General features: G+C 59.7%; 23 protein-coding genes and 1 tRNA gene. 17 read left to right on the plus strand and 7 right to left on the minus strand.

The features are described 5' to 3' along the window. Positions 1–17: 17 nt before the first annotated feature. Positions 18–449, plus strand: a complete 432-nt coding sequence (locus BDD14_RS19515; RefSeq protein ID WP_130420395.1) for a response regulator — start codon at positions 18–20, stop codon at positions 447–449. Between the two features lie 59 nt (positions 450–508). Here the strand turns inward: BDD14_RS19515 and trhO are convergent, their stop codons facing one another. From trhO to BDD14_RS19530, 3 genes are all read right to left on the minus strand, one after another. Beyond that, positions 509–1225, minus strand: a complete 717-nt coding sequence (gene trhO / locus BDD14_RS19520) for an oxygen-dependent tRNA uridine(34) hydroxylase TrhO (RefSeq protein WP_130420397.1) — start codon at positions 1223–1225, stop codon at positions 509–511. A 311-nt stretch (positions 1226–1536) separates the two neighbouring features. Then, positions 1537–1612: transfer RNA gene (locus BDD14_RS19525), tRNA-Cys, on the minus strand. A gap of 54 nt (positions 1613–1666) precedes the next feature. Continuing rightward, complete coding sequence (locus BDD14_RS19530) at positions 1667–2323, minus strand: peroxiredoxin (RefSeq protein WP_130420399.1); 657 nt, start codon at positions 2321–2323, stop codon at positions 1667–1669. Between the two features lie 97 nt (positions 2324–2420). On the opposite strand from BDD14_RS19530, the gene BDD14_RS33780 reads away from it, so the two are divergent. From BDD14_RS33780 to BDD14_RS19545, 4 genes are all read left to right on the plus strand, one after another. After that, a complete protein-coding gene (locus tag BDD14_RS33780; RefSeq protein ID WP_278045493.1) occupies positions 2421–2546 on the plus strand; it encodes a hypothetical protein in 126 nt (41 codons plus the stop codon). Positions 2547–2613: 67 nt separating this feature from the next. Continuing rightward, on the plus strand, positions 2614–3552 hold the full coding sequence (locus BDD14_RS19535; RefSeq protein WP_130420401.1) for a PhzF family phenazine biosynthesis protein: 939 nt from the start codon (positions 2614–2616) through the stop codon (positions 3550–3552). Between the two features lie 352 nt (positions 3553–3904). Further along, a complete protein-coding gene (locus tag BDD14_RS19540) occupies positions 3905–4201 on the plus strand; it encodes a hypothetical protein (protein ID WP_130420403.1) in 297 nt (98 codons plus the stop codon). 8 nt (positions 4202–4209) lie between these two features. Then, positions 4210–4641 carry a response regulator gene (locus BDD14_RS19545; RefSeq protein WP_130420405.1) on the plus strand — a complete coding sequence of 144 codons (432 nt, stop codon included), beginning with the start codon at positions 4210–4212 and terminating at the stop codon, positions 4639–4641. Between the two features lie 96 nt (positions 4642–4737). Here the strand turns inward: BDD14_RS19545 and recG are convergent, their stop codons facing one another. Next, positions 4738–7104, minus strand: coding sequence for an ATP-dependent DNA helicase RecG (gene recG / locus BDD14_RS19550; RefSeq protein WP_130420407.1), 2367 nt, complete (start codon positions 7102–7104; stop codon positions 4738–4740). Positions 7105–7178: 74 nt separating this feature from the next. Here recG and BDD14_RS19555 point away from each other — a divergent pair, with 74 nt between their 5' ends. The 4 genes from BDD14_RS19555 to queA are packed head-to-tail and all read left to right on the plus strand — an operon-like array spanning position 7179 to position 11172. Beyond that, a complete protein-coding gene (locus BDD14_RS19555; RefSeq protein WP_130420409.1) occupies positions 7179–8081 on the plus strand; it encodes an ABC transporter ATP-binding protein in 903 nt (300 codons plus the stop codon). Beyond that, positions 8074–9312 (plus strand): ABC transporter permease, encoded by a 1239-nt coding sequence (locus BDD14_RS19560; protein ID WP_130420411.1) that lies wholly within the window; start codon positions 8074–8076, stop codon positions 9310–9312. The genes BDD14_RS19555 and BDD14_RS19560 overlap by 8 nt, the downstream gene beginning before the upstream one ends. A 49-nt stretch (positions 9313–9361) precedes the next feature. Then, positions 9362–10021 carry a lysophospholipid acyltransferase family protein gene (locus tag BDD14_RS19565; RefSeq protein WP_130420413.1) on the plus strand — a complete coding sequence of 220 codons (660 nt, stop codon included), beginning with the start codon at positions 9362–9364 and terminating at the stop codon, positions 10019–10021. A 29-nt stretch (positions 10022–10050) separates the two neighbouring features. Next, the gene (gene queA / locus BDD14_RS19570) at positions 10051–11172 is read left to right on the plus strand and encodes a tRNA preQ1(34) S-adenosylmethionine ribosyltransferase-isomerase QueA (RefSeq protein ID WP_130420415.1); all 1122 of its coding nucleotides are present in this window, start codon (positions 10051–10053) and stop codon (positions 11170–11172) included. A 6-nt stretch (positions 11173–11178) separates the two neighbouring features. Here queA and BDD14_RS19575 read toward each other — a convergent pair whose 3' ends face one another. Next, complete coding sequence (locus tag BDD14_RS19575) at positions 11179–11643, minus strand: hypothetical protein (protein ID WP_130420417.1); 465 nt, start codon at positions 11641–11643, stop codon at positions 11179–11181. 103 nt (positions 11644–11746) lie between these two features. On the opposite strand from BDD14_RS19575, the gene polA reads away from it, so the two are divergent. After that, positions 11747–14728, plus strand: coding sequence for a DNA polymerase I (gene polA, locus BDD14_RS19580; RefSeq protein WP_130420419.1), 2982 nt, complete (start codon positions 11747–11749; stop codon positions 14726–14728). Here polA and BDD14_RS19585 read toward each other — a convergent pair. Continuing rightward, positions 14721–15983: a GGDEF domain-containing protein gene (locus BDD14_RS19585; RefSeq protein WP_130420421.1), complete on the minus strand. Its 1263-nt coding sequence runs from the start codon at positions 15981–15983 to the stop codon at positions 14721–14723. The two genes, polA and BDD14_RS19585, sit on opposite strands and share 8 nt — an antisense overlap. A 311-nt stretch (positions 15984–16294) precedes the next feature. Between BDD14_RS19585 and BDD14_RS19590 the strand changes: the two genes are divergently transcribed. Then, positions 16295–17032 carry a tetratricopeptide repeat protein gene (locus BDD14_RS19590; protein ID WP_130420423.1) on the plus strand — a complete coding sequence of 246 codons (738 nt, stop codon included), beginning with the start codon at positions 16295–16297 and terminating at the stop codon, positions 17030–17032. A 10-nt stretch (positions 17033–17042) separates the two neighbouring features. Here the strand turns inward: BDD14_RS19590 and BDD14_RS19595 are convergent, their stop codons facing one another. After that, positions 17043–18245, minus strand: a complete 1203-nt coding sequence (locus BDD14_RS19595; protein ID WP_130420425.1) for a potassium channel family protein — start codon at positions 18243–18245, stop codon at positions 17043–17045. 192 nt (positions 18246–18437) lie between these two features. Here BDD14_RS19595 and BDD14_RS19600 point away from each other — a divergent pair, with 192 nt between their 5' ends. From BDD14_RS19600 to BDD14_RS19625, 6 genes are all read left to right on the plus strand, one after another. Further along, positions 18438–18857, plus strand: coding sequence for a response regulator (locus BDD14_RS19600; RefSeq protein ID WP_130420427.1), 420 nt, complete (start codon positions 18438–18440; stop codon positions 18855–18857). Further along, positions 18850–19074, plus strand: a complete 225-nt coding sequence (locus BDD14_RS19605; RefSeq protein ID WP_130420429.1) for a DUF2905 domain-containing protein — start codon at positions 18850–18852, stop codon at positions 19072–19074. The genes BDD14_RS19600 and BDD14_RS19605 overlap by 8 nt, the downstream gene beginning before the upstream one ends. Before the next feature lie 103 nt (positions 19075–19177). After that, on the plus strand, positions 19178–20734 hold the full coding sequence (gene xseA / locus BDD14_RS19610; protein ID WP_130420431.1) for an exodeoxyribonuclease VII large subunit: 1557 nt from the start codon (positions 19178–19180) through the stop codon (positions 20732–20734). Then, complete coding sequence (gene glmM, locus BDD14_RS19615) at positions 20731–22083, plus strand: phosphoglucosamine mutase (RefSeq protein ID WP_130420433.1); 1353 nt, start codon at positions 20731–20733, stop codon at positions 22081–22083. The genes xseA and glmM overlap by 4 nt, the downstream gene beginning before the upstream one ends. Positions 22084–22463: 380 nt before the next feature. Then, a complete protein-coding gene (locus BDD14_RS19620) occupies positions 22464–22895 on the plus strand; it encodes a hypothetical protein (RefSeq protein ID WP_130420435.1) in 432 nt (143 codons plus the stop codon). Between the two features lie 5 nt (positions 22896–22900). Continuing rightward, positions 22901–24103 (plus strand): lactonase family protein, encoded by a 1203-nt coding sequence (locus BDD14_RS19625; RefSeq protein WP_130420437.1) that lies wholly within the window; start codon positions 22901–22903, stop codon positions 24101–24103. The last annotated feature ends 11 nt before the right edge of the window (positions 24104–24114 follow it).

Consider the following 24114-nt stretch of genomic DNA (forward strand, 5'->3'; position numbering starts at 1 on the left):
GTTCAGGATCCAGACCCATGGTTGAAACGCCCTTCGGTTCTTTTTCATTCGCAGACGAGTTTTCAAGCAATCCGATGAGGCAGTCGACTGCCCTTCCCAAGGTTCTGGTTGTGGATGATGAAAGACGCATTGCCGATACCCTGGCCGAGATTCTCCAGATGGCCGGTTTCCATGCTGTCGCTACGTATGATGGATGGACGGCTCTGGAAACAGCGACCTGGTTTCGACCGGATTATCTGCTTTCCGATGTCTTGATGCCCCGTTTGAATGGGGTCCAACTTGCGATTGCAATCCGGAAGATGCATCCAGCCGCGAAAGTTCTGCTGTTCTCCGGACAGGCTGGCATCTCCCACATTCTGCTCGAAGGGCAGAGACAGGGCTTCGAGTTTGACATACTCGCGAAGCCCATTCATCCGCTCAAATTGATCGAGCGGCTCAAAGAACAGTAATGTTGTGTTTGGGTGGGCGAACGAATTACGCGAGCGAAAAACGTGATCTTCTGGGTACGTTATTCGCCTTCAAAATCCGTATGTCCGACCGAAGTTCGATCGTCGAAGACATAACAGCCGCCCCGCCACTTACTGGCTTGCTCCGGCATTTCTTCGAGGTATCTCAAAATTCCGCCCTTCAGGTGATAGACCTCTTCAAAACCTTCCTGCAGCATGAAGGCTGAAGCTTTCTCACAGCGTATGCCGCCTGTGCAGAACATCGCGACTTTACGGTGTTTCGTAGGATCAAGATTCTCGCGCACGTAGGTGGCGAAGTCGGAAAATATTTCGATGCCGGGAGTAATTGCTCCGTCGAAAGTACCGAGTTCGGACTCATAGACGTTTCGCGTGTCGAGCAGCAGGACTTCGGGATTTGTAATCAGTGCATTCCAATTCTGCGGCTGCACGTATTTCCCGGGCCGCATCGGATCAACCTTCGCTCGACGAAAGGTAATGATCTCAGGCTTGATCCGAAACTTCAGTCGCTTGAAAGGCAGTTCGTCCGAGAAGGAGAACTTGACCTCCGCCCTATCTAATCCCACTTTTTCTTCGAGTACCGTCAAAAGGTTCGCGATCGTCGAACGCGAACCTGCCATGGTGCCGTTCACACCTTCGTCAGCAATCAGCATCGTGCCACGCAGATCGCTCTCGTTGAACGTCGTCCGTAGTTCTTCGCACAGAGCGTCCGGGGAAGGTAAGGAAACGAATCGATAGAAGGCTGCAATTGTGTAGGACACGATAACTAGATCATAGAATATTCTGGGTCGCTTACGTTCACTATGCCGACCGGCCCCTTCTAAGTACGCCTTCCGAGATACAGGAAAGTCGGCTGGATCTCTCGAAGCAGCACGGGGTATGACTTCACAGTTAAAGCATGTCGGCTCAAAGTCGAATCGCATTTTGCAGGTCGCTTGGAGACAGGTCGATCCAGCAATACCGATCCCTTGATGGGCGACATCGTCTAAGTCGCCCGCGGCGGGTTCAGGTTAGCTAGAGGTAACTTGTGGAAGGTGTCGCTGGAGGTAAGGGGGGAGAGTTCGCGATTTTTTGGAGCACCGAGTGGGAATTGAACCCACGAATACTGGTTTTGCAGACCAGCGCGTTAGCCACTTCGCCATCGGTGCCCTTCACTCCGCTATGCAGGACGCATAACGGAGTGCGATGCACTACAGATTACATTACTTAGGCTGAGTCGTCGTGCGGAGATAGGGCTTGACGGTCTTATAACCCGGGAAGATCTTGTCGGCTTCTTCGTTCGAAACCGCTCCCGTGATGATGACGTCGTCGCCTTGCTTCCAATCTGCCGGAGTAGCCACCTTGTGCTTGGAGGTCAACTGCATGGAGTCCAATACCCGGATGATCTCGTCGAAGTTGCGGCCGGTTGTCATCGGATAAGCCATTGTCAGCTTGATCCGCTTATCCGGACCAACCACGAAGACCATCCGTACGGTCGCGTTGTCGGCAGGTGTGCGGCCCTCGCAGCTGTCTCCTGCATCGCCCGGCAACATGTCATACAGCTTGGCGACCTTCAGATCGGTGTCGCCGATAACCGGAAAGTTCACAGGCGAGCCGGTCACCTCTTCGATGTCCTTGGCCCACTTGCCATGATTCTCGACTGGATCCACGCTCAGGCCGATCACCTTGGCGCCACGAGCCGCAAACTGGCTCTCGAGCGAGCCCACGGCTCCCAGCTCTGTGGTGCAGACCGGCGTAAAGTCCTTCGGGTGCGAGAACAGGACGGCCCAATTATCACCAATCCACTCGTGAAACTGGATCGTGCCGTGTGTCGTTTCCGCAGTAAAGTCCGGAGCTACATCGTTGATACGCAGTGACATGTTCTTTCTACCTTTCGGGGATCCAACCCACGTTCAAATTTTCTACTAGGCCCAGACAGAAAACCCACCCGGGCCGCGGCGGCTTGGGTGGGTCTCTGTGCTACTCGAAGACGTTTACTCCGATTCGCTCATCCACACCCTCACCGGGCTACAGCGACAGCACATCGGGATCGTGTTGGGCGTCATCGTCATCGCGCGTCAAAAGATTTCGTACCGCGGCTAGCTCAGCTAGCATCAAGCAGGTTGGCCTGATTGCGGTCTAACCAAAACCATAGACTCGGGAGTCTGCCATGTCAACTCTGCCGCCACCCCCTTCCACCGCACATGTGGCCTTCGATTACGCGCTCGTGGACGTCTTTGCCGAACGGCCCCTTGAGGGAAATCAATTGGCGATCTTCAGCGATGCACGTGGGCTGACAGAGGCCGAGATGCTGGCGCTGGCGCGCGAGACCAATCTCTCGGAGACCACGTTTGTCTTTCCTCGTTCGCCTGAGATCGAGCGCGAACGAGGGGTGCAGGTTCGTATCTTCACCACCGACGAGGAGCTTCCCTTCGCAGGGCATCCGACCCTCGGGACTGCAAGCTGGCTTTACTGGAATCATCCTGCCCTGCGTGGAGCGGAAACGATTGCTCTTGATCTGGCGGTCGGTACCATCCCCGTTCGCTTCGCGCCTCCGCAACAGGGAGAGCAAGGGGTCTTCGGCACCATGCGTCAGAACGATCCCGTCTTCGGACCTCCGCAGGACCATGGTGAGGTAGCGAAGACGCTCGGTCTCCCCCTGGACGACATCGATTCCAGTCTTCCCATTCAGACCGTCACGACAGGGAACTCCTTCTGCATCGTTCCTCTTCGTTCGCTCGACGCCGCGCACAGGCTCGCCGTTCCTCAGACGGCGTCTGTACAGAGTTATCTGGACAAGCACCATGCAAAGTTCTTTTACTTTCTTACTCGCGCAGATGGCGGCAGCGGTGCCGACTGGCATGCACGCATGAAGTTCTACAACGGAGAAGATCCCGCCACAGGATCTGCGGCTGGCCCTGCAATTGCATGGCTCGTGAGAAACGGTCTTGCGGCCAGCGGCGAGACCATTCTCTTCGAACAGGGAATCGAGATGCATCGTCCCAGCCGGCTCCACGTCTCGGCGAAGATTGTGGGCGACAAAGTCTCTGACGTGTTCGTCGGAGGTCGCACCATTCCTGTTGCAACGGGACGCTTTTTCCTGCCGTGATGCACGCGATTTCAACAGGCAGCCTTTGTGAATCATCAATGAATGCGCGCTAATTCACTCCACGGTGGATGTGCAAGTTCTAATCTTTTCTCTTTTCGCTCTAGCTTCGCCCTTGCGCTGCGCGTTGTCTCTTCATACTCTTGGCAAGCGTTAACGATTGTTCTTGCATGCAACGTGCGAGCGCATCGCTGATGAGTCTTTCGCCTGTACTACTGACAACCTGAGTTGAGAGACGCTCGACTGCCGCACAGTCGCGAGTCTTCCAAGCGCACCATCGCCGCCTGCAACTACGGCCGATTGCGAGCCGCCTTTACCTGGCTCCGCACATAAGGCATCTACGCAGACCGATCCGTTGCGTTCGAAGAACTCTCGCGGGGCAACCTGCGCTGGTCCGAGTATCTCTCTCACCCTGCGGTCCGGCCTGAACGTGTCGGACGTTGGCACTGCTCCAGCATCGGAGTGGACAGGAGAGCTTTGCCTCTCTTGTCTGCTCCGCTCCGGAGCGGACAGCCAGTCACGCGCCCGAATCGTCCGGGCCGGACCCGCGGGGAACGCCCGAACCATCCGGGCGAGCGGACGCAAACCAGCCGATCCGCTCGCCTGGCCCATCCGCCGGAGCGCCATTACGGCTGCCCACCGGAAGAAGTGAGACTGACCTTGCGACCGAAGAAGACGATTCTCTGCGTAGACGACAACGAACAAACGCTCTCCGTCCGAACCTTCCTGCTGGAGACCCGCGGATACCGCGTTATCCCAGCGCTCTCCCCCCAGCACGCTCTCGAGGTTGTCGAGCAGTCGATTCCCGGTTCTCTCGACCTTCTGCTCAGTGACCTCAACATGCCTCAGATGGATGGCAACGAGCTTGTACGTCGTGCAAAGCAACTGCAACCCGCATTACCCGCCATGATTGTCTCTGGCACTACCGGCTCTTCCGACCGTGCCTGCTGTGCCGATGTATTTCTCCCTAAAGGCGCCAGTTCGCCCGCCGAGATGATTGAGCGTATTCGCATTCTCGTCGCTCGCAAACGTGGCCCGAAGAGATCGCACATCACGCCACGGGTCGCCTTCGATCCCGCGATTGCATCCTGAAGATCTAAAGGACCAGGTCGGCACGACGGAGACCGCAGACGATGGTGTGACCAAAACAGCCCACCATCCTTGTCTCTTCCCGGCCTGGTTCTTGCCCTACGCCTCGACCAATCCATAGCGACGCTGCCACTGTTGCTTCAGCCTCGCCCATACCGCGTCCTTCTCATCCTTCGTCATCGCCGGATCGGGTTTTTCAACGAACCGTGCCGCCTCAGCTTTGGCCACCTCCAGCACCGTACGGTCGCGCAGAAGGTTCGCCACGCGGAACTCAGGCATTCCTGCCTGGCGGGTTCCGAAAAACTCGCCAGGGCCGCGCTGCTCCAGATCCAGCTCCGCCAACTCGAAGCCATTCTGGGTTGCAACCATCGCGTCCAGTCTGGCCTCCGCCTGCTCACTCGCCTTGCCGCCGGTCATCAGGATGCAGTAGCTCTTCGTTGAGCCGCGACCCACTCGTCCTCGCAATTGGTGCATCTGCGCAAGGCCAAAGCGCTCAGCATGCTCGATCACCATCACCGATGCATTGGGAACATCGACGCCGACTTCGATGACCGTCGTCGCGATCAGCACGTCGATCTCTCCGCGCTGAAAACGCCTCATGACAACCTCTTTGTCGTCGGCACTCAGCCGTCCATGCAGCAGGGCCAGCCGCAATCCTGCGAGTGCGCCCGTGCGAAGCTCCTCATACATATCGGTGGCTGCGCGCAGCGCTTTCTTTGGGGCAAAGAGTTTTTCTGTCTTTGCGTTCTTCTTCGGCTTGCTGGCCTTCGACATATCCCGGCGGGAAGAGGAACGCAAAGACGCCGTGCTATCCGAACCCTTTTTCTCTGCCTCTTCGTTCGCCTCATCGTGGGCGAAGTCCAGCTCCGGCTGATCATCCTTGGCACCCTCGATCACCGGGTACACGATGTAGGCCTGCTGTCCGGCCGCGACCTGCTTGCGGACAAATCTCCAGACGTCCTCAGCGCGCTCCTCGGTCGTTCGTCGCGTGACAATGGGGGTTCGTCCTGGCGGAAGCTCGTCGATTACGCTGGTCTCAAGGTCTCCATAGAGTGTCAGGGCAAGCGTTCTCGGAATCGGCGTGGCCGTCATCACCAGCACATCCGGCTCTGCCGACCGTCCGTCCGGCCCCGGCTTCTTCATCAGCTGAAAGCGTTGTTGCACGCCGAAACGGTGCTGTTCGTCCACAATGACCAGGCCTAGGTTGTCGAAGTCGACCTTCTCTTCGATCAACGCATGGGTTCCGATCGCCAGCTCCGTCTCCCCACGATAGATTCTGCTTCTCGCCTCGCGTTTCGCTGCTTCATCCAGTGACCCCGTCAACAACGTCACGCGATACGGTCTTCCCGTGCGCGGCGAGGTAGCATCTTTCAGCAGCTTGCGCGCGGAAAGATAATGTTGCGTGGCCAGAATCTCCGTGGGTGCCATCAACGCCGCCTGGCAGCCGTTCTCAATGGCAATCAGCGCGGCCTGCATGGCGACAATCGTCTTGCCTGAACCCACATCGCCCTGCAGAAGTCTTCGCATCGGCTGCGTCCTGCGCATATCTGCCGCAATCTCTCCCAGCACGCGCTTCTGCGCTGCCGTGGGATGGAAGGGAAGAACCTGCTTCAGCGCCTTGCGAACTCTTTCGTCGGTCACGAAGGCCGTTCCTTCACGATCTCGCAGCCGGCGGCGTTTCAGCTCCAGTCCAAGCTCGAGATAGAACAGCTCTTCGAAGATCAGCCGCCGATGTCCTGGAGTCCTAGCCGACATCAACTCCGTGACCGGCGTTCCCGCCTCGGGAAAGTGGACCGATCGGAGAGCCTCGAACCTTCCCGGCAGGCGGAGGCGTTCCAGCAGTCCCGCCGGCAAGGTCTCCGTGCCCCGGCTGCATTCCTCTCTCAGCTCCTCCAGCAGGGACCAGACCACGCGCCGCAGCCAGCGCGAGGTCAGCTTCGCGCCCCAGGCCGTCGTCCCACCTAAAAATTCATAGACGGGAACGATCCGCCCAACCTCCAGCGAGACGAACTCTGCCTCCGGCGAATCCGCCCCAGGCAGAATCTCGAATTGAGGCTGAATCATCTTGAACTTCCCGACGCTCGATCGCGAGCTCTCGAGCTTGCCGTAAATCGCGATCATCTGTCCCGCGTGAAACTTATCCTTCAGGTAACTGCCGTGGAACCACATGCACTTCACCGTGTCCAGACCCTGCCCAACCGTCATCTCGAAGATGGGCATCGAGCGCGTGCGCAGCAAGGCCGAGCCACGGACTTCGCCCACGATTGAGGCCATCATGCCAGGCTTCAAGTTGCGGATCGGAACCGGGTTCAAACGGTCTTCATAGCGGAAAGGAAGGTGGTACAGCAGGTCTTCCACGGTTTCGACCCCGCGTTTGGACAGAGCCGCGGCGACACGCTCCCCCACCCGTTTCACATATTTGATAGGAGTCGAAAGTTCCAGCACAAGATCGATGCTACCAAGCATCCTTCTGGGCTGCGCCGGTGAACGTGCCCGTAAGGCTCCTGCTAAACTGGCCATACTTCAATACACGGAATTCCATGGCCATAGTTGAACTCCAGAAGGTCCGTAAAGCCTACGACACCAAAATCGCCGTTGACAGTCTTAGCTTCCGCATCGAGCAGGGAAGCATGTTTGGTCTGTTGGGGCCGAACGGGTCCGGCAAAACCTCCTCGATCCGCATGATGATCGGGATGACTGTGCCGGATTCCGGTTCTGTTTCTCTCTTCGACCAGCCCTTCGATCGCAAAAACCTGCATCGCGTTGGCTATCTGCCCGAGGAACGTGGTCTCTACAAGAAGATGAAGGTGATCGACCAGCTTGTCTTCCTCGGTCAGTTGCATGGCCTTGATGTCGTCACTGCTAGCAAGCGCGCCCATGCCTGGTGCGAGCGAATGGAGATTACCGAGGCCATCCCCAAGAAGACCGAAGAGCTCTCCAAGGGCATGCAGCAGAAGATTCAGTTCATTGCGGCGCTGTTACACGAGCCTGAGCTCATCATTATGGACGAGCCCTTCAGCGGCCTCGATCCCGTCAACGCCAGCCTGCTGCAGGACACGCTGCTCGATCTCCACCGGCAGGGCCGCACCATCCTCTTCTCCACCCATCGCATGGATCAGGTCGAAAAACTCTGCGATAGCATCTGCCTTATCCATCGCGGCCATCTCGTCCTCTCCGGTCCGATGCAGGAGATCAAATCGCGCTACCCGAAGAACCGCGTCCAGATGGTCTTCGAGGGGGATGCCTCTTTCCTGAATCACCCCTCCGTCGAGGATGCGAAGAACTACAACGGCATAGCCGAGATCAAGCTCCGTGACGGCGCCGACGCGCAGCCTCTGCTCGCCGAGGCCGTCTCACGGGCTCGCATCTCGCGTTTCGAAGTGATGGAGCCCACCCTTGAAGAGATATTCATTGAAAGCGTAGGAGACCGCGTCGATGCATAATGTATGGCTCATCGCCAAGCGCGAGTACCTGGAGCGAGTTCGCACCAAGGCCTTTCTCATCTCTACTTTGATGATCCCCCTCCTCATGGGGGGAGGCATCGTCGGCTCCATCATCGCCAGCAGCAAGACCAAGTCGACCTCGCACATTACGATCGTCTCTCCCGATCAGCAGCTGGCGACCGACCTCCAGAAAGAACTCGAACACGGCAAAGACAGCGAGATGACGGTCGATGTCATCTCGCCCGGCAACAGCGCAACCAAGGCATCGCTCGACTCCATGCTCGCTGACAAACAGATCGACGGCTATCTCTGGATCACCCCGGCATCCGATCCGAATGCTCGCCCAAGTTTTGCCTACACCCCGCGTTCGACGGCAGACATCAGCACGAAGAGCACGATCACCAGCGCATTGCGCACGGTCCTGATGCGCGAGCGCCTCTCTCACGACGGTTTGGTCGCGCGCGATGTCGACTCTCTGATGGAGCCAGTCAAGGTCGACACCACGCAAGCCGGAAAAAATGCCGACACCACATCGAGCTTCGTTGCCATCTATGTTCTTTTCTTCCTGATGTACATGGTTATTCTGCTCTATGGAATGAACGTAGCCCGATCCATCATCGAAGAAAAGACTTCGCGCGTCTTCGAGGTGCTTCTGGCAACCATCAAGCCTGAGGAGATGATGGCCGGCAAGGTCATCGGAGTTGGCTCGGTCGGCCTCACGCAGGTTGCGGTCTGGCTGCTTACGGCGATCCTGCTCACCAGCGGCTCGTGGATCGGCGCTATCGCGGGCGGCAACGCTCACGTCTCGCTCAGCGCGATGCAGATCATCTTCTTCGTCGTGTACTTCCTGCTCGGCTACCTGCTCTACTCCTCCATCGCCGCGGCGCTCGGAGCAATGGTCAACTCCGAGCAGGAGCTTCAGCAGCTCAACATGATTCTCGTCATGCCGCTCGCAGGGTGCATGTTCGCGCTTGCCCCGGTGATCAGCAATCCCAGTGGTCCGATTGCGCGGATCATTTCGCTGATACCGTTCTGCACCCCGCTCATCATGTATCTGCGAATCTCTCTGGCCACGCCTCCGGCCTGGGAGATCGCGCTCTCCATCGTCCTGATGATCGTGACGATCTATGCCATCCTGTGGGTCGCCAGCCGCATCTACCGCGTCGGCATTCTGATGTATGGCAAGCGCCCCAGCCTGCCTGAGATCATGCGCTGGCTAAAATACAGTTAGTCTCACGGCCACGACCTCACCCCGAGGTCGTGGCGGTAAACTCACTCCAGTGCCCTCGAAATACACATTCAAGCAACGCCTTGTGCTGGCCGTCGCTCCTCCTCTGGCCTACATGATCATCTGCCTGCTTGGAATTACGCTTCGCTACGATGACGTCAGCGAACCGGGCGCCGAGCCGGCCTACCACACGCCTCCACCGCTCATCTACGCGCTCTGGCACCGCTGTCTGCTGGCCTGCGCGTGGCGTTTTCGCAATGGCGGGATTCACATCCTCATCAGCCAGAGTTTCGACGGAGAGCTGATCGCCCGCACGATCGAACGGCTTGGCTTTGTGGCCGTCCGGGGTTCCAGCTCACGCGACGGAGTTGTAGGCCTGCGCAACCTGCAGCGGGCCTACCTCGCAGGAAACTACTGCGCAGTCACCACGGATGGTCCCAGGGGACCGTCGCAGGTGGCCAAGCCCGGCGTCACGCAACTAGCCCAGATCGTCAACGCACCCGTGGGAGCGATCTATCTTCACCCTCATCGCGCCTGGATGCTCCGTTCCTGGGACCGTTTCCTGATTCCCAAGCCGTTCTCTCGCGTCACTGTGGGCTGGTCGGCGCCTGCTCCCGCTGAAAGAGAAGCCGTGCAGGCCGCGCTCGATCGTGCCGTCCGAATCGCTGAATCCGGCTCGCCGCAACCGCAGGTTTCCGCACACACCCGCTAACCTGGGTCGCCGCACTAAAATCAAAGATAGTGCGTGTATCGGACTTCCATTTCGACCTCCCTGAAGAGCTGATCGCGCAGTCGCCTCCACCCGTCCGCGGTTCCAGCCGCATGCTCGTCCTCGACCGCCGGGCAGGGGAATACCGCGACAACTTCTTCCGCAATCTTCCAGAGCTGCTTCAACCGGGTGACCTGCTCATCCTCAACGACAGCCGCGTCATCCCCGCGCGCCTCTACGCCACACGCGCACGCGGCCCGCAGACACAGGCCGGCTCACCCGACCCTACCGGCCGCATCGAGGTCCTGCTCACGCAGCAACTAAGCCAGCATGAATGGACCGCGCTCGTGCGTCCCGGCCGCAAAGTGCAACCCGGGGAGCGCCTGCACTTCGCCGCCTCCCCCACATCCGAGAATCCAGCCCCCACCCCGCTCCTCGAAGCCGAAGTCATCGCCGCCGCCGACTTCGGAGAGCGCACGCTGCGCTTCGCTCCCACTCCCGAGTTCCGCGCCATCCTCGACCGCATCGGCCACATGCCGCTGCCCCCCTACATCCATCGCAGCGACACTCCGGAAGATCGCGACCGCTACCAGACAGTCTTCTCGCACGAACCCGGGTCCGCCGCCGCCCCCACCGCTGGTCTCCACTTCACTCCCGAGATCCTCGATCAACTTCGCGCCCGTGGTGTCCAGACCGAAACCCTCACGCTCCATGTTGGCCTCGGCACTTTTCAGCCTGTTCGTGCCGAAAACGTCGAAGACATCCGCCTCCACGCCGAGCACTACACCCTTCCGCCATCTACCGCGGATGCAATCAACGCCGCCCTTCGCGAGAAGCGCCGCATCATCGCCGCCGGAACCACCACGACGCGTACGCTCGAGCACTGTGCTCACATCGCCTCCACCGATGCCTTCGAGCCGCACGCCGGTCTGCGCCTCCATCCGCACTCCGGCGAGACCAGCATCTTCATCAGCCCCGGATACCAATTCCGCGTTGTCAGCGGCCTGCTCACCAACTTCCACCTTCCGCAATCCACCCTGCTCATGCTGGTCAGCGCCTTTGCGGGAAGGGAATCGGTCTTTGCTGCCTACAGTCACGCGGTCCGCGAGCGCTACCGCTTCTTTTCGTACGGCGATTGCATGTTGATCCTGTGATGCTTTCTACTGTTTCGTCACCCGCTCGCGAAACTGTTGGATAGCCGCGTGAACATTCGCGGGCCAAGACCGGTCCTTTTGTCCACGGTATGTCTCTACCCAAACCAATTGGCTGCTGCTGCCGCCAGAGTAAACAAGTAGTTGTAGAATCTCTTCGTCTGCTGGCCCAATGTCGATACCGGCGAAACTCGCGGACTGCACTTTAAAGGTCAAGTCTGCTGGTTCATCTTTGGTCGCCACGGATTTGCCTAGCTCCTTCGCGAGCTCTTTTAGTTGAGATCCCGCGGCGCGATCCATGTTGCCGTATTCCGCTCTTACTACATGTGCGGAAGCCAACTCCTTGCGAAACGATCCCCAGTCGCACGTAGTATCCTTCTTTTCGGCTGTACAGCCTGTAGCTGCCGACGCCTGTATTACACCCACTCCCAACACCAAGGCAAAAAACAAAGATAATCCCGTCGAGTTTTTCATGCCTTTACTGTAGCGGCTAATTTATTCAATTGACTAGCCTGTTTTCTTGAGTAGTGTGCACTGTCCTTAGATTGCTGCCTGAACGCGCTACCATCAAAAGGCTATGGCAAAGACGCCCACCGAATCGAAACCCACCGCGACAAAAGCAACGAAGCCACCCATCTACCTTCTCGACTCGATGGCTTTCATCTTCCGCGCCTATCACGCAATGCAGCGTTCGCGGCCCATGTCCACGCGCACCGGCATTCCTACTGCGGCGACCTACGTCTTCGTCAACATGATTAACAAGCTGCGCAAAGACTTCCAGCCTGAGTACCTCGCAGCCGTCTACGACGTCGGAGCCCCCGTGCATCGCAACGAGATGGCCGCGCAGCTCAAGGACGTCAAAAAATTCAACATCAAGACTCAACAATTCGAGATCATCGAATACGGCGGCTATAAAGCGAACCGAACCGAGACTCCGCCCGACCTCATCCAGCAGCAGCCGTACATCCGCCGCGCACTCGAGGCTTTCCGCATTCCCATCCTCTACTACGAAGGCTTCGAGGCCGATGACGTCATCGGCACCCTCTCCTGCAAGCTTGCCGCCCTCGGCCATCACGTTTACGTCGTGTCGTCGGATAAGGACATGATGCAGCTCGTCAACGACGATGTGTCCATCCTCAATCCCACCAAAGACAACCTCATCCTGGATCCAGCAGGTGTAGAAGCTGCTCTCGGTGTGCAGCCCGAGCGCGTCATCGATGTCATGGCCCTGCGCGGCGATTCCATCGACAACATCCCCGGCGCCCCCGGCATCGGCGACAAAGGCTCCGTCGAACTGATCCAGCAGTTCGGCACCGTAGAGGCCGCAATCGACGCCGCAACCGCCACCCCAGACGCCATCAAGCGCAAGACCTACCGCGAATCCCTCGCCAACAACCGCGAAAACATCCTCCTCTCCAAAGAGCTCGTCACCATTCACACCAGCGTCCCCATCGAATACACCCTCGATGCGATGCGCACGCAGGCACCCGATCTCGCCGCCTGCCGCGATCTCTTCTCCGAGCTCGAGTTCACCACGCTCCTCAAAGAACTCGCGCCCGCCCCGGACAACACCGTCATCACCTACGAGCTCAAACCAACCGAAGTTCAGATCAGGCATCTCGTCGAGGAAGCGCGGGCAATCAATCCTCTGACCAGGCTTCCCAACGGACTTGCCATTGCCATCTTCAAGGACGCGCAGGCCATCGCCGAAGAGGTCGCAGCCGAACCCTCCGAAGACGGTGCCGAGGCCGAGCCTCCTCCCGCCGAGAACATGTCCCTCTTTGGCGTCGACCCACCCACACCGGCAGCTGAACTCCCGGTTGCCAGGCCCATTGAAGATCCCGCCTCCCGTCTCGGCCTGGCCGTCAACGATCAGTTCGCCATCGAAGTCTCCCTCGATCAGCCGGGGATCAAGGAGGCGCTTTCCGATGCTTCGCTTCCTAAAGACGTCCACGACCTCAAGGCCGTCCTCCGCGCTCTGGAGCCACACAACGTCCAGCCTGAAGGCATACGCAACGACGTCATGTTGCTGAGCTATCTCATCAACCCAACGCACGGCTCGCACACGCTTCCCGACATCGCCGCGCGCAGTACCAGCCGCGCTCTCGTTCACCAACCGACAAAAGAGAATCCCAACGACCCCAAACGCCTTCCGGAGGCCGCCGCCGCCGTCGTCCGCCTGGCCACCGCGCTCGGCAGGCAAATCGCCGATTACACGCCCACCGAACACAACATCCCCGCCGACGATCCCGCTCTCGGCGGAGCCGTCACCCCAGAAATGCTCTTTGCGCCTTCCGCAAAGACCGCGTCGCAAACAGTCGGCGCCGTCTCTCCGCTCCAACACGTCTACGACACCATCGATCTTCCCCTGGTCCCCGTCCTTCTTCGCATGGAGCAGACCGGCGTCCGCATCGATCCCGAGTTCCTGCGTGAGATGTCCACGCGCCTCGCCGTCGAGATCGACAACCTCGCCGAGCGTATCTATACCGACTCCGGTCACCGCTTCAACATCAACTCACCGAAACAACTCGGTGACGTTCTCTTCAACAAGATGCTTCTGCCCAAGCCCATGAAGTACGGCAAGGGTAAGGTCGTCTCCACCGCGCAGGATGTCCTCGAAGAACTCGCAGAAAGCCATCCCATCGCCGCGCTCGTCATCGAGCATCGCCAGCTTCAGAAACTCAAAGGCACATATCTCGACGCGCTTCCCATTCTGGCGGACTCCGAAGGCCGTATCCATACCACCTTCAACCAGGTCGGCACCGCCACGGGTCGCCTCTCTTCGACGAACCCGAACCTGCAGAACATTCCCATCCGTACTTCTGTAGGTCGCGAGATTCGCGCCGCCTTCATCGCCGCCAAAGGCAATGTCCTCATGTCAGCCGACTACTCGCAGATCGAGCTGCGCCTGATGGCTCACTTCTCGCAGGACCCCCTGCTGCTCGATGCCTACCGCACGGGTAAGGACATCCACACCCTCACCGCCTCCGAGGTCTTTGGCGTCGATGCCGCCACCATGGACAAGGAGACGCGCAACCGTGCCAAAGCCGTCAACTTCGGCATCGTCTACGGCATCTCTCCTTTTGGTCTGGCCGCCCAGCTGGGCATCGATCAGAAGACCGCCAGGCAATATATCGAAACCTACTTCGAGCGCTACAAGGGTGTGCAACGTTTCATCGAAGAAACACTCGCCACAGTGCGCCGCGAGCAGGCAGTTCGCACCTGCTTCGGGCGCGCCCGTCCCATCCCCGACATTCAATCCCGCAATCCGAACATGCGCGGCTTCGCCGAACGAACCGCCGTCAATACACCCCTTCAAGGCACCGCGGCCGATCTCATTAAGCTCGCCATGCTTCGCATCGACGCCGAAATCATCCGTCGCAAGCTGCGCTCACGCATGACCCTCCAGGTCCATGACGAGCTTCTCTTCGACGTCGTTCCAGACGAAGCCAGAGAGGTGGAGGCATTGGTGAAGCACGAGATGGAGCACGTCGCCGAGTTCTCCGTCCCTATCGTCGCCGAGATCGGTATCGGGACAAACTGGCGCGATATTAAGTAGCGCTGGCGCTACGGACGCGCGCGCGTGCATTTTTGGGAGCGCTGCAAACCCGGTTGCGCCCCTCGGCTTTCGCTTGGTAGAGCGCTCTGTCGGCTGCCTCCAAGAGTTGCTCCGGCGTGTCGTGTACCGTCGGGTAGGCGGTTGCGACGCCGCAACTTACGGTGGCTCGAATACTCATGTCGTACGGTCGCTGCGACGGATCGAGTGCCGGAAAGCCGGCCAGCTCGACCATCTTACGCAGGCGTTCCGCCACCTGGAGGCCTGCGGTCTCAGGCGTCGCCGGCAGCAGGATCATGAACTCTTCGCCGCCAAATCGTGCCGCGTAATCGTCCTTTACGCGAAGTGCCTGCTGCAGCAGGGAACCGATCCGCTTCAGGACCTCGTCGCCGTAAAGGTGTCCATAGCGGTCATTCAACTGCTTGAAGTGATCGACATCCACGATGATGACGGACAGCGGTGTCCCGGATACCATCGATCTCTTCCAGAGTTCGACGTACTGCGTATCGAAGGAATGCCGGTTTGCGAGTCCCGTCAAAGCGTCGCTCTCCGATCTCCGGAGCAGCTGCGCATTCAGCCGGTTCAGATCGGCTACCAGCAGTTCCCCGCGAAGATGAAGAAGATAATTCAGCCTCTCCTCCCGGCAGGAGCTATAGTTCGCGACCAGCGTGATGGCAGTTGCGCCGATCGCAAGCCCAAGACCGAAGATCTTGTCGTTCGGCCCCAGCATATGGTCCCGCCACAGAAAGATCCCATCTCCGCCCAGCATCACGACCGAGGTTGCCACCGCATAAGGAAGCCTCAGCCGCATCACGATATTGGTGAACAGAATGACCGCGACCACCGCCATCTGCACGTACGCCGATGCCACGCGGTTCCGATTGGATTCCAGGTACAGTTGCGTAATCCCCGCCAGGCAAGCCGCTATTGCGATACTCGACTCGCGAAAGACCTTCTCCGGCCGTCGCAACATGCTCGCGTTCACCAGCAGGCAGATCGGCGTTACCACCAGCAGCCGTACAACGAACGCCTTGCGGAACTGTTGCGGCGACCCGTAAAAATCGGCAATCAGAAACAGATCGAACAGAATGATCGCAATCAGCCCCTCGAGCCACAGTCGCCTCGACCTGCGGTCTCCCGTCTCTGTTTCGAAGCGGTTCTCCAGCTCTTTGGGAAACAAGAGCCATTGAAATCGAAGGCCCGAAAGCCTGCTGATCTGCCGGTTCACGACCTCACTCTGGACTGGCGGGTTTGGCATAGATGAATTGATTGCGCCTAAGTTGCGTCGGCGCTTTCTTCCTCCCTTTCAGTCATTTGGTCTAGCACAGCAGTGTACGAAAGTGTTCACATAAAATACTTGGACGCAAAATCGACGCCTGAATGTCGAGAACGAGGTGCAGCCGGAAAGTAAGTTTCCCACACCGAATCGTCTTTTTAGCAAAATATCTTCCCCAGACGTATCCAAATGGGAGATAACCCTCCTCGGCTGGTAAACTGGAACTTCGCGTTGGAGCGCTCGCTCCCGTGTGGACATTCTCTGCAGCAGCCAAAAAAGGAAGATCCGAATCCGTGGACCAGCAGACTCGCCAAGCTCTCAAGCACGACCAGTTCGTCGACACCGCCCAGCACGGCATCGAATGGGCTACCGACAACCGCCGCACCCTCATCCTCGTCGGCTCTATTGTTGGTGTCCTCATCGTTGTTCTCGCTATCGGTGCCTTCATCTTCAACCACCGCAGTGAACAGGCCGCAACTGCCTTCGGCGAAGCGCTGCAATCCTACCAGTCGCCCCTTGCTGCTCCCGGACAACAGGTTCCTCCCGGCGTGAAGACCTTTCCTTCGGCCGCTGAGCGCGCCAGGGCCGCCAATCAACTCTTCCTCAAGGTCGCTGACAACTATGGCATGACCGCCAGCGGAAAGCTTGCCCGTTACTTCGCTGGCCTTACGTACATCGAAGCCGGCCAGCCTGCGCAGGCCGAAAGCACCCTGAAACAGGTTGCAGGCGGCTGGAACGGCGATCTGTCCTCCCTTGCGAAACTGGCTCTCGCACAGCTCTATCGGCAGACAGGCCGCGACGCGCAGGCCATTGAGGTCTACAACGACCTCACCGCGCATCCCAGTTCGTCGGTTCCTGCGGGAACGGCTCAGCTTCAGCTCGCAGATCTCTACGAGACCGAGAACAAACCAGAGATGGCGAAGAAGATCTACGCTCAGCTCAAGGACAAGGATGCCAAAGGCCCTGCCGGTATGATCGCCGCCCAGAAGCTCAATCCTTCTCCCGCCGGCGCTGCTCCGGTCGCCCAGTAGCATCTCTCGGTCAGTGGTCGTGCTCGTCGTGCAGAAAGGCGGCGGCGGCGCGGCCAGCGATCGGCCCTCCTGCCCTTCCCGCCTCGGCTTCTGAACGCAGTTTCGACAACAAGCGCCACTGGTCCTTCTCCTTAACGATGGGAACCCACGCCGGCAGTGGCATCCTGAGATAGTCCGACAGCGCGCCCGCGTGAGGTTCGTACAGTGCCCGGATCGTGTGCAGCCGGTCCGCCGACGCATTGTCTCCGCACAGCCGCAGCCTTACCTCTCCCAGCACAGTGCAAAGCCGCTCGAAATCTTCCTGCGGTAGCCGCTCTCGTCCTGCCTGATCTAGCCAAACCTTCTGCTCCTGGATGTGGAATACGTTCCCTAGATCGATTAATGCGTGCCGGGCCATCACAAAGGTCAACTGCGCCTGCCGCGAGGCCGGGCCCTCAAGCACCGAGATCAAAAGGGCGCACGTATCCAGAATCGAGACCAGTGCCGACAACCAGCTCTGGTTATCGTGCTGCGACCTGTAGTAGCACAGAATCGGATAGGAGATATGGGACTCCAGGATCTCCGCCGACCATCGTTCCCACTCTTCCAGCAGGTCGATCAAGGCCTCCTCGGCTCCCTCGAAGCCGTGTCGCCGCAACAGCTCTGCCGCAGTCGGAGGAGACCCTGCCCGGGCGTCCAGCAGTGCAATGCTCACTTCGCGCCGGGAAAACGACTGATACAGCACCGGAAGGTAGCCGATCACCAGGGCGACGAAACCCAGCCCCACGCCGGACTCGAAGATAATCAGCGTCCTCGCCCCGAGACTGTGCGGTACGACATCCCCCAGCCCCAGGGTGAACAGGGTCGTGCCGCTTACATACATCGACGTGCGGAACTTCGAAAGTCCGGATGCGCTCTGCACGCCCATCACGTCGGTAAAGGGTGTACCCAGCGCAAAATAGAAGAGACCGAATCCCAGGATCAGAAGCATCGCCCAGAGAAGAAGCAGCAGGATCAGCGAAAGAGGACCATAAATGCTGTAAATCTGCTCCCGGGTCTTCGCCGAGCTCGTTCGTTCCCCGAAGGCCTTCCACGGCTGCCAGGTCGCAATCAGAAACATCCGTGTAATCCGGAATCGCCCAATCGCTCGCCGCGGAAGAATAATCGTCTGAAATGCGTCCAGAAAGACTGCGGCGCAGCATAGGGACCCGGCGATCAGTGCAAGAACATGCAACGTGGAATTTCCTCTCCGTCGGTCCGTCTGAGTCTCTGCTTTACCTTAGCAGGGCGGCTGATCCTCGCTCATTCGACGCCCCGCCCACCGCTCCCGGTTTCTTTTTTCTGGGTCTCGCACTTTTCATCGCCAGTTTGGAAGGTCTGGTATACAAAATGCTCTTACCTCCTCATAATGTCTAGATCGAGCCAAATGGAAAGTCCTCTACATCGCGTGTTGATTGTAGACAGCAATCGTCTTGTTGCAGATACACTCAGCCTCATCTTCCAAAGAAGCGGCTTCAAAACCCACACTACTTATTCGGTCGAGCAGGCGCTCGCGTCCATCTGGAACTTTCATCCCGATCTACTTGTATGCGGCGTCTCCATCCCAGATCATGAGGAGAGCCTCGGGGCCGGTCATGACGGAATCTCTCTGGTCCATGCCATCACCCAGGAATTTCCTTCCTGCCGCATCCTCGTTTTGACCGATTGCTACGCCAGTCTTCATGGAATCCGAGAATGCATGGACCGATTCGCCCCTCCCGTAGGAGTCCTCGCCAAGCCCTGCCCGCCCACCGATCTTCTCCGTGAAGCCAGTGCCATGCTGGCGCTGAGCCGGGTCCATGTCTGATCTCGGACGCATCCTCATTGGCCTGGGCCTGCTGCTCATCGTGGTAGGCGCCATCGTTATTGTGTTCGCGCGAATGAACATACCTTTGGGCCGGCTGCCGGGCGATTTTTCCTGGAAGGGCCGTGGCTGGGGCGTGTCTTTCCCGCTGGCAAGTTCCATCCTGATCAGTGTGATTTTGAGTCTTCTTTTCTGGCTAATCAGCCACTTCCGCAAATAGTAGATTCTTACCCCGGCCAAGTGGTTTTTTCTCCTCCAGGGCCATTTTCTCCGGATTCACAGCGCTGACCTCAACCCATTCCGGCTGCTAGACTCAGCCTTGTATGTCAAGTCAGGAGCAAAATCCGCCCACCCTCGCCAGCCTTCGCGCCGGGCGGCAAAAGCTGCGCGCTCCTCATACCCAACCCACTCCTGACTCGGCTCCGGGAACTCAGAGTAGCCTCCTTTTCGGCTCAGGCGAATCTCCCGCCCGCGAGGTTCCAAGCACCCAACCGGCTACCCCCGCAATCTCTCCCCGCCCCACACTCCCCGAGCGCCGCATCTGGACGGTGGCCAAACTCGTCGGCACCATCCGTCAGCAGATCGAGACCACCCATACCGACATCTGGGTTGAAGGTGAAATCTCCAACTGCCGCCCTGCTCCCTCGGGCCATATCTACTTCACCCTCAAAGATGCCGATGCCCAGCTTCCCGTCGTCCTCTTCCGCCGCCAGGCGCAGCTCCTTCGCTTCCGTCCCGCGGACGGCCTCGCCGTACTCGTCCGCGGACGCATCTCTGTCTACGAGTCCCGGGGCCAGCTTCAGCTCATCGCCGAGACGATGGAGCCACGCGGCGCGGGCTCTCTTCAGCTCGCCTTCGAGCAGCTCAAGGCACGTCTCCTCGCCGAAGGCCTCTTCGACGCCTCGCGCAAGCGCCCTCTTCCCGCCTTTCCCCACTGCGTAGGCATCGTCACCTCTCCGGCAGGAGCAGTCATCCGCGACATCGTCACTGTAGTTCGCCGCCGCCATGCCCGGCTCAACCTCCTCGTCTACCCGGCGGTCATGCAGGGTGCCTCCAGCCCCGGTTCGGTCGCCGCCGGAATCCGCTGGTTCAACCAAAACGCTTCGCTCGTCGACCTCATCGTCATCGCTCGCGGCGGAGGGTCCATCGAAGACCTCGCCTGCTTCAACAATGAGGCGCTCGCCCGCATCATCGCCGCATCCGAACTCCCCGTCGTCTCGGCCATCGGCCACGAAACCGACTTCACCATCGCCGACTTTGTCGCCGATCTCCGCGCTCCAACACCGTCTGCCGCCGCCGAGCTCATAACCTCCGCTCAGCACCGCATCGAAGAGCGCGTCGACTCCCTCTCCCTTCGCGTGCGCCGAGCCATTCGCCTCCAGCTTCTCGAGGCACGCCAGCGCTACGCTCGCCTTTCGGCTCACACGGTTCTCCGCCGCCTCTCCGACTCGATCAACCGGCGCGGACAGCGTATCGACGAGCTCTCTCTTCGCCTCGAACGTGCCTCCTCGCGGCATCTGCGCCTCCGTGCCGACCGGCTCCGCTTTCTCAACGACCGGCTGCGCCGTCAGGATGTCGGCCTTCGCCTCGCAGCCTCGCACCGTCGGGTCGATCGCGCCACCAGCCGCTTGGATCGAGCGGCATCCGACGCCATCTCTCGCCGTCGCGCTCGACTCCATGCCGCCACCGCTCGCCTCCAGGCACTCTCGCCTCTTCGCGTTCTGGCTCGCGGCTACGCCCTCGTTTACGCTGAGAATGGCACGCTGCTACGGTCCACAGCCGAAACCGCACCGGGTCAGACCATCCGTGCGCGTCTTGCCTCAGGAACTCTTTCAGCCCGGGTCACGGCATCCAATTCAACGGAGAACAGCAGCTCATGAAGAAGCTTTTTGGAACAGACGGCATCCGATCCGTCGCAGGACAGTATCCCCTCGATCCTCCCACCGTGCATGCCATCGGCCTTGCCCTGGCGCATACGCTGTCAGCGATATCCCCGCCGCCCCGCGTCCTGCTCGGCATGGATACCCGTGAGTCCGGGCCCGCCATCGCGTCGCAACTTACTGCCGGCCTCGTCTCCGGTGGAGCCACCGTCGAAAGCGCAGGCGTCATCACCACTCCCGCCATCGCACACCTCACTCACACCCATGGCTTCGCCGCCGGAATCGTGATCTCCGCTTCCCACAACCCCTGGGAGGACAATGGCATCAAGGTCTTTGGCCCCGACGGCTACAAGCTTCCGGATGCCACCGAGCTCGCCATCGAAGAAGAGATCTTCAACCGCCTCGCCGCTCCCGCATCTGTCGCGACGCCCCAGGCGGCGACCCCCGCAGTCAACGAGGCTGACCGCGTCGACTACATCCGCTTTCTGCTCGCCGCCGTGCAAGGCCTCTCGCTCGACAACCGCCGCATCGTCATCGACTGCGCCAATGGAGCCGCCTCTGCGGTTGCACCCGAGCTCTTCGCCCAGCTTGGCGGCGGTGAAGTCATCATCACTCACGCCTCTCCCGATGGCCGCAATATCAACGAAGACTGCGGTGCCCTCCACCCGGAGATCGTCGCCGCTCACGTTCGCCACCAGAAAGCCTCCCTCGGCATCACCTTCGACGGCGACGCCGATCGCGCCCTCTTCGCCGACGAGCACGGCAACGTCGTCAATGGCGACGCCGTCCTCCTGCTCGCCGCCCGCGACCTCCAGGCCCGCGGCCTCCTCACCAACTCCACCGTCGTCGCCACGACCATGTCGAACATGGGACTCGAAGCCGCCCTCAAGCGCAGCGGCATTCAGATGCTGCGCGCCGCAGTCGGCGACAAGTACGTGCTCGAACAGATGCTCTCCACCAACGCCGCGCTCGGCGGGGAGCAGTCCGGTCACATCATCTTCTCCGGCCGTTCCACCACCGGCGATGGTCTCCTCACCGCGCTCCTTCTGCTCGACATCGTCCACCGCAGCGGCAAATCCCTCTCCGAGCTCGTCGCGGACCTCAAGGTCTTTCCCCAGGTCATCGTCAACGTCAAGGTGCGTGAGAAAAAGCCTCTGGATGCCATCCCCACCGTCGCCGCAGCCATTGCAGCCGCAGAGGCCGAGCTCGCCGACTCCGGTCGCGTCGTCATCCGCTACTCCGGAACCGAAGCTCTCGCCCGGGTCATGATCGAGGCCGAATCCGAACCCGTCATGCGCCACCACGCCGACACCATCGCCAATGCCATCCGCGCCGAGCTGGGAGCATAGCTCCCACCCCTGCGTCACCCATGGAAGCAAAGGGGCCCGTCATTGGAGCAGGGTCCGTCACCCAGGGAAGCAGGGCCGTCACCAAATGGAAGCAAAGTCCGTCATTCTGAGCCGCAGGCGAAGAATCCCAGTATTTCTCTCTGTGCCGCAAGCTCTCCTGCGAAAAGGGATAGCATTCGTCGCTGCCGTCGGATCGCTTTCTCTTGTCAAACACTTTTCCAGGGAGTTTTCTGCGGAGGGATTAGTGATTCTAAAGAGATTCACCGCCTCGTCCTCTCCAACCCCACAAAGAAAAGGAAGCCACGCCCATCTCTATGGGAGCCTGCGCCTCCGTCCCGACCTTGCCCCCCGCCGAGCCGTGAACTAATCTAGAACCAATCATGTATGAAGACTTCAAAGTGACCGATCGCTGGACGGGCGAACAACTCCATTGCCAGTGGAAGGGAACCATCGTCGCCATCGCCACGCGCCACGCCGACGCCACGGATATTCGCTTCGCGGTCAACCAGCGCCCCGTCTGGATCGCCCTTCCCAATCTCGCCTGGGTGGAGCACAAGGAGCGCACCGGTTACGTCATCACCGACTATCTCGCCGCACAGATCGCCGGTCGCTACCTCAAGCAGGCCATCGAGTCCGGCTATGACAATGGCCGGGAGATGTACACCATGACCGTCGACGAGGTTCTCGAGCACGCCGATAAGGTCGTCCACGAGGTCGGACACACCACCAATCTTCCCAGCCTTCCCGTCATCAACGAAGACATTCGGGCTGAAGATGAGATGGGAATCCATCTTCCCGGAGAGCCAGCGTAGTTGCCATGATTACGCGACGCCGGTTCTTTCTGCTCTTTCCGGCCTATGCGGCCTCGGCTCAGCAGTTCCAGTCGCCTTTTCGCAGAAAGAAACCCCTTCCTCCTGGCCCCACTCGCGTCTATATCGGTGCCGACACGGCGAGGGGCGTAAGCAAGGGCATCTATCACGCCACCTTCAATAGTGCGAATGGCCAGCTCAGCGTTCCCATTCTCGCGGCCGAGACGCTTCGGCCCTCGTATCTCGCCCTTTCGCCCTTGCGAGACGGCCGCCGTTCCCTCTATGCCGTCAACGCCATCCCTGATCCATCGGCCACTGTCACTACCTTCGATCTCGACCCGAAGACCGGCACCCTGACGCAAAAGGGCAAGGTCACCTCCGCGGGCGCCGGTCCGGCCTACATCTCGGTCGACTCCACCGGCCACTCTGCCTTCGTCGCCAACTACGTCGGCGGAACCGTCGCCTCCTATCTCATCCAGCCGGATGGAACCCTCTCGCAGCCGGTCGATACCTTCAATTACAAAGACCCGAAGTTCGGTCATGATGGTCCCGTTCCCTTGCGCCAGGAGGGTCCGCACCCGCATTCCGTCTTCGTCTCTCCCGACGACCGTTTCCTCATCGTCAACGATCTCGGCAACGATGCTCTCACCGTCTTCCAGATCGATGCAGGAACCGCCCGGCTTACGCCTGCCACTCCACTCCTGACCGGCCTTCGTCCCGGGTCCGGCCCGCGTCACATCGCCTTCCATCCCAATGGCCGCTGGATCTACCTGATCAACGAACTCGACTCCACTCTCGACCATCTCCTCTGGACCACAACGCACTCCGTCGCCCATCCGCAGGGCCTTCTGATCAACACCAACACCACCGTCAAGACCATCGCCCCCGGATTTCCCGCCGACAAGAACACCGCTGCCGAAGTCATGATCTCCCCCGACGGCAACTTCCTCTACGCCAGCAACCGCGGCGAAGATACCCTCGTCGTCTTCTCCATCGCCGACAAGGGCGAGCTCAAGGAGATCCAGCGTCTTCCCAGTGGAGGCAGAACTCCGCGTCACTTCACCTTCGATCTCACCTTCAACTGGATTCTCTGCGGCAACCAGGACTCCGCCTGCATCACCGTCTTTCGCCGCGATCAGGGAACCGGAAGGCTCTCTGGACCCATCGAGACTGTCCCGGTCGACTCTCCCCTGTTCACCCTCTTCGCTTGAAGCCGAGGTCC

It is taken from the genome of Edaphobacter modestus, assembly GCF_004217555.1.
GTDB classification, from domain to species: domain Bacteria; phylum Acidobacteriota; class Terriglobia; order Terriglobales; family Acidobacteriaceae; genus Edaphobacter; species Edaphobacter modestus.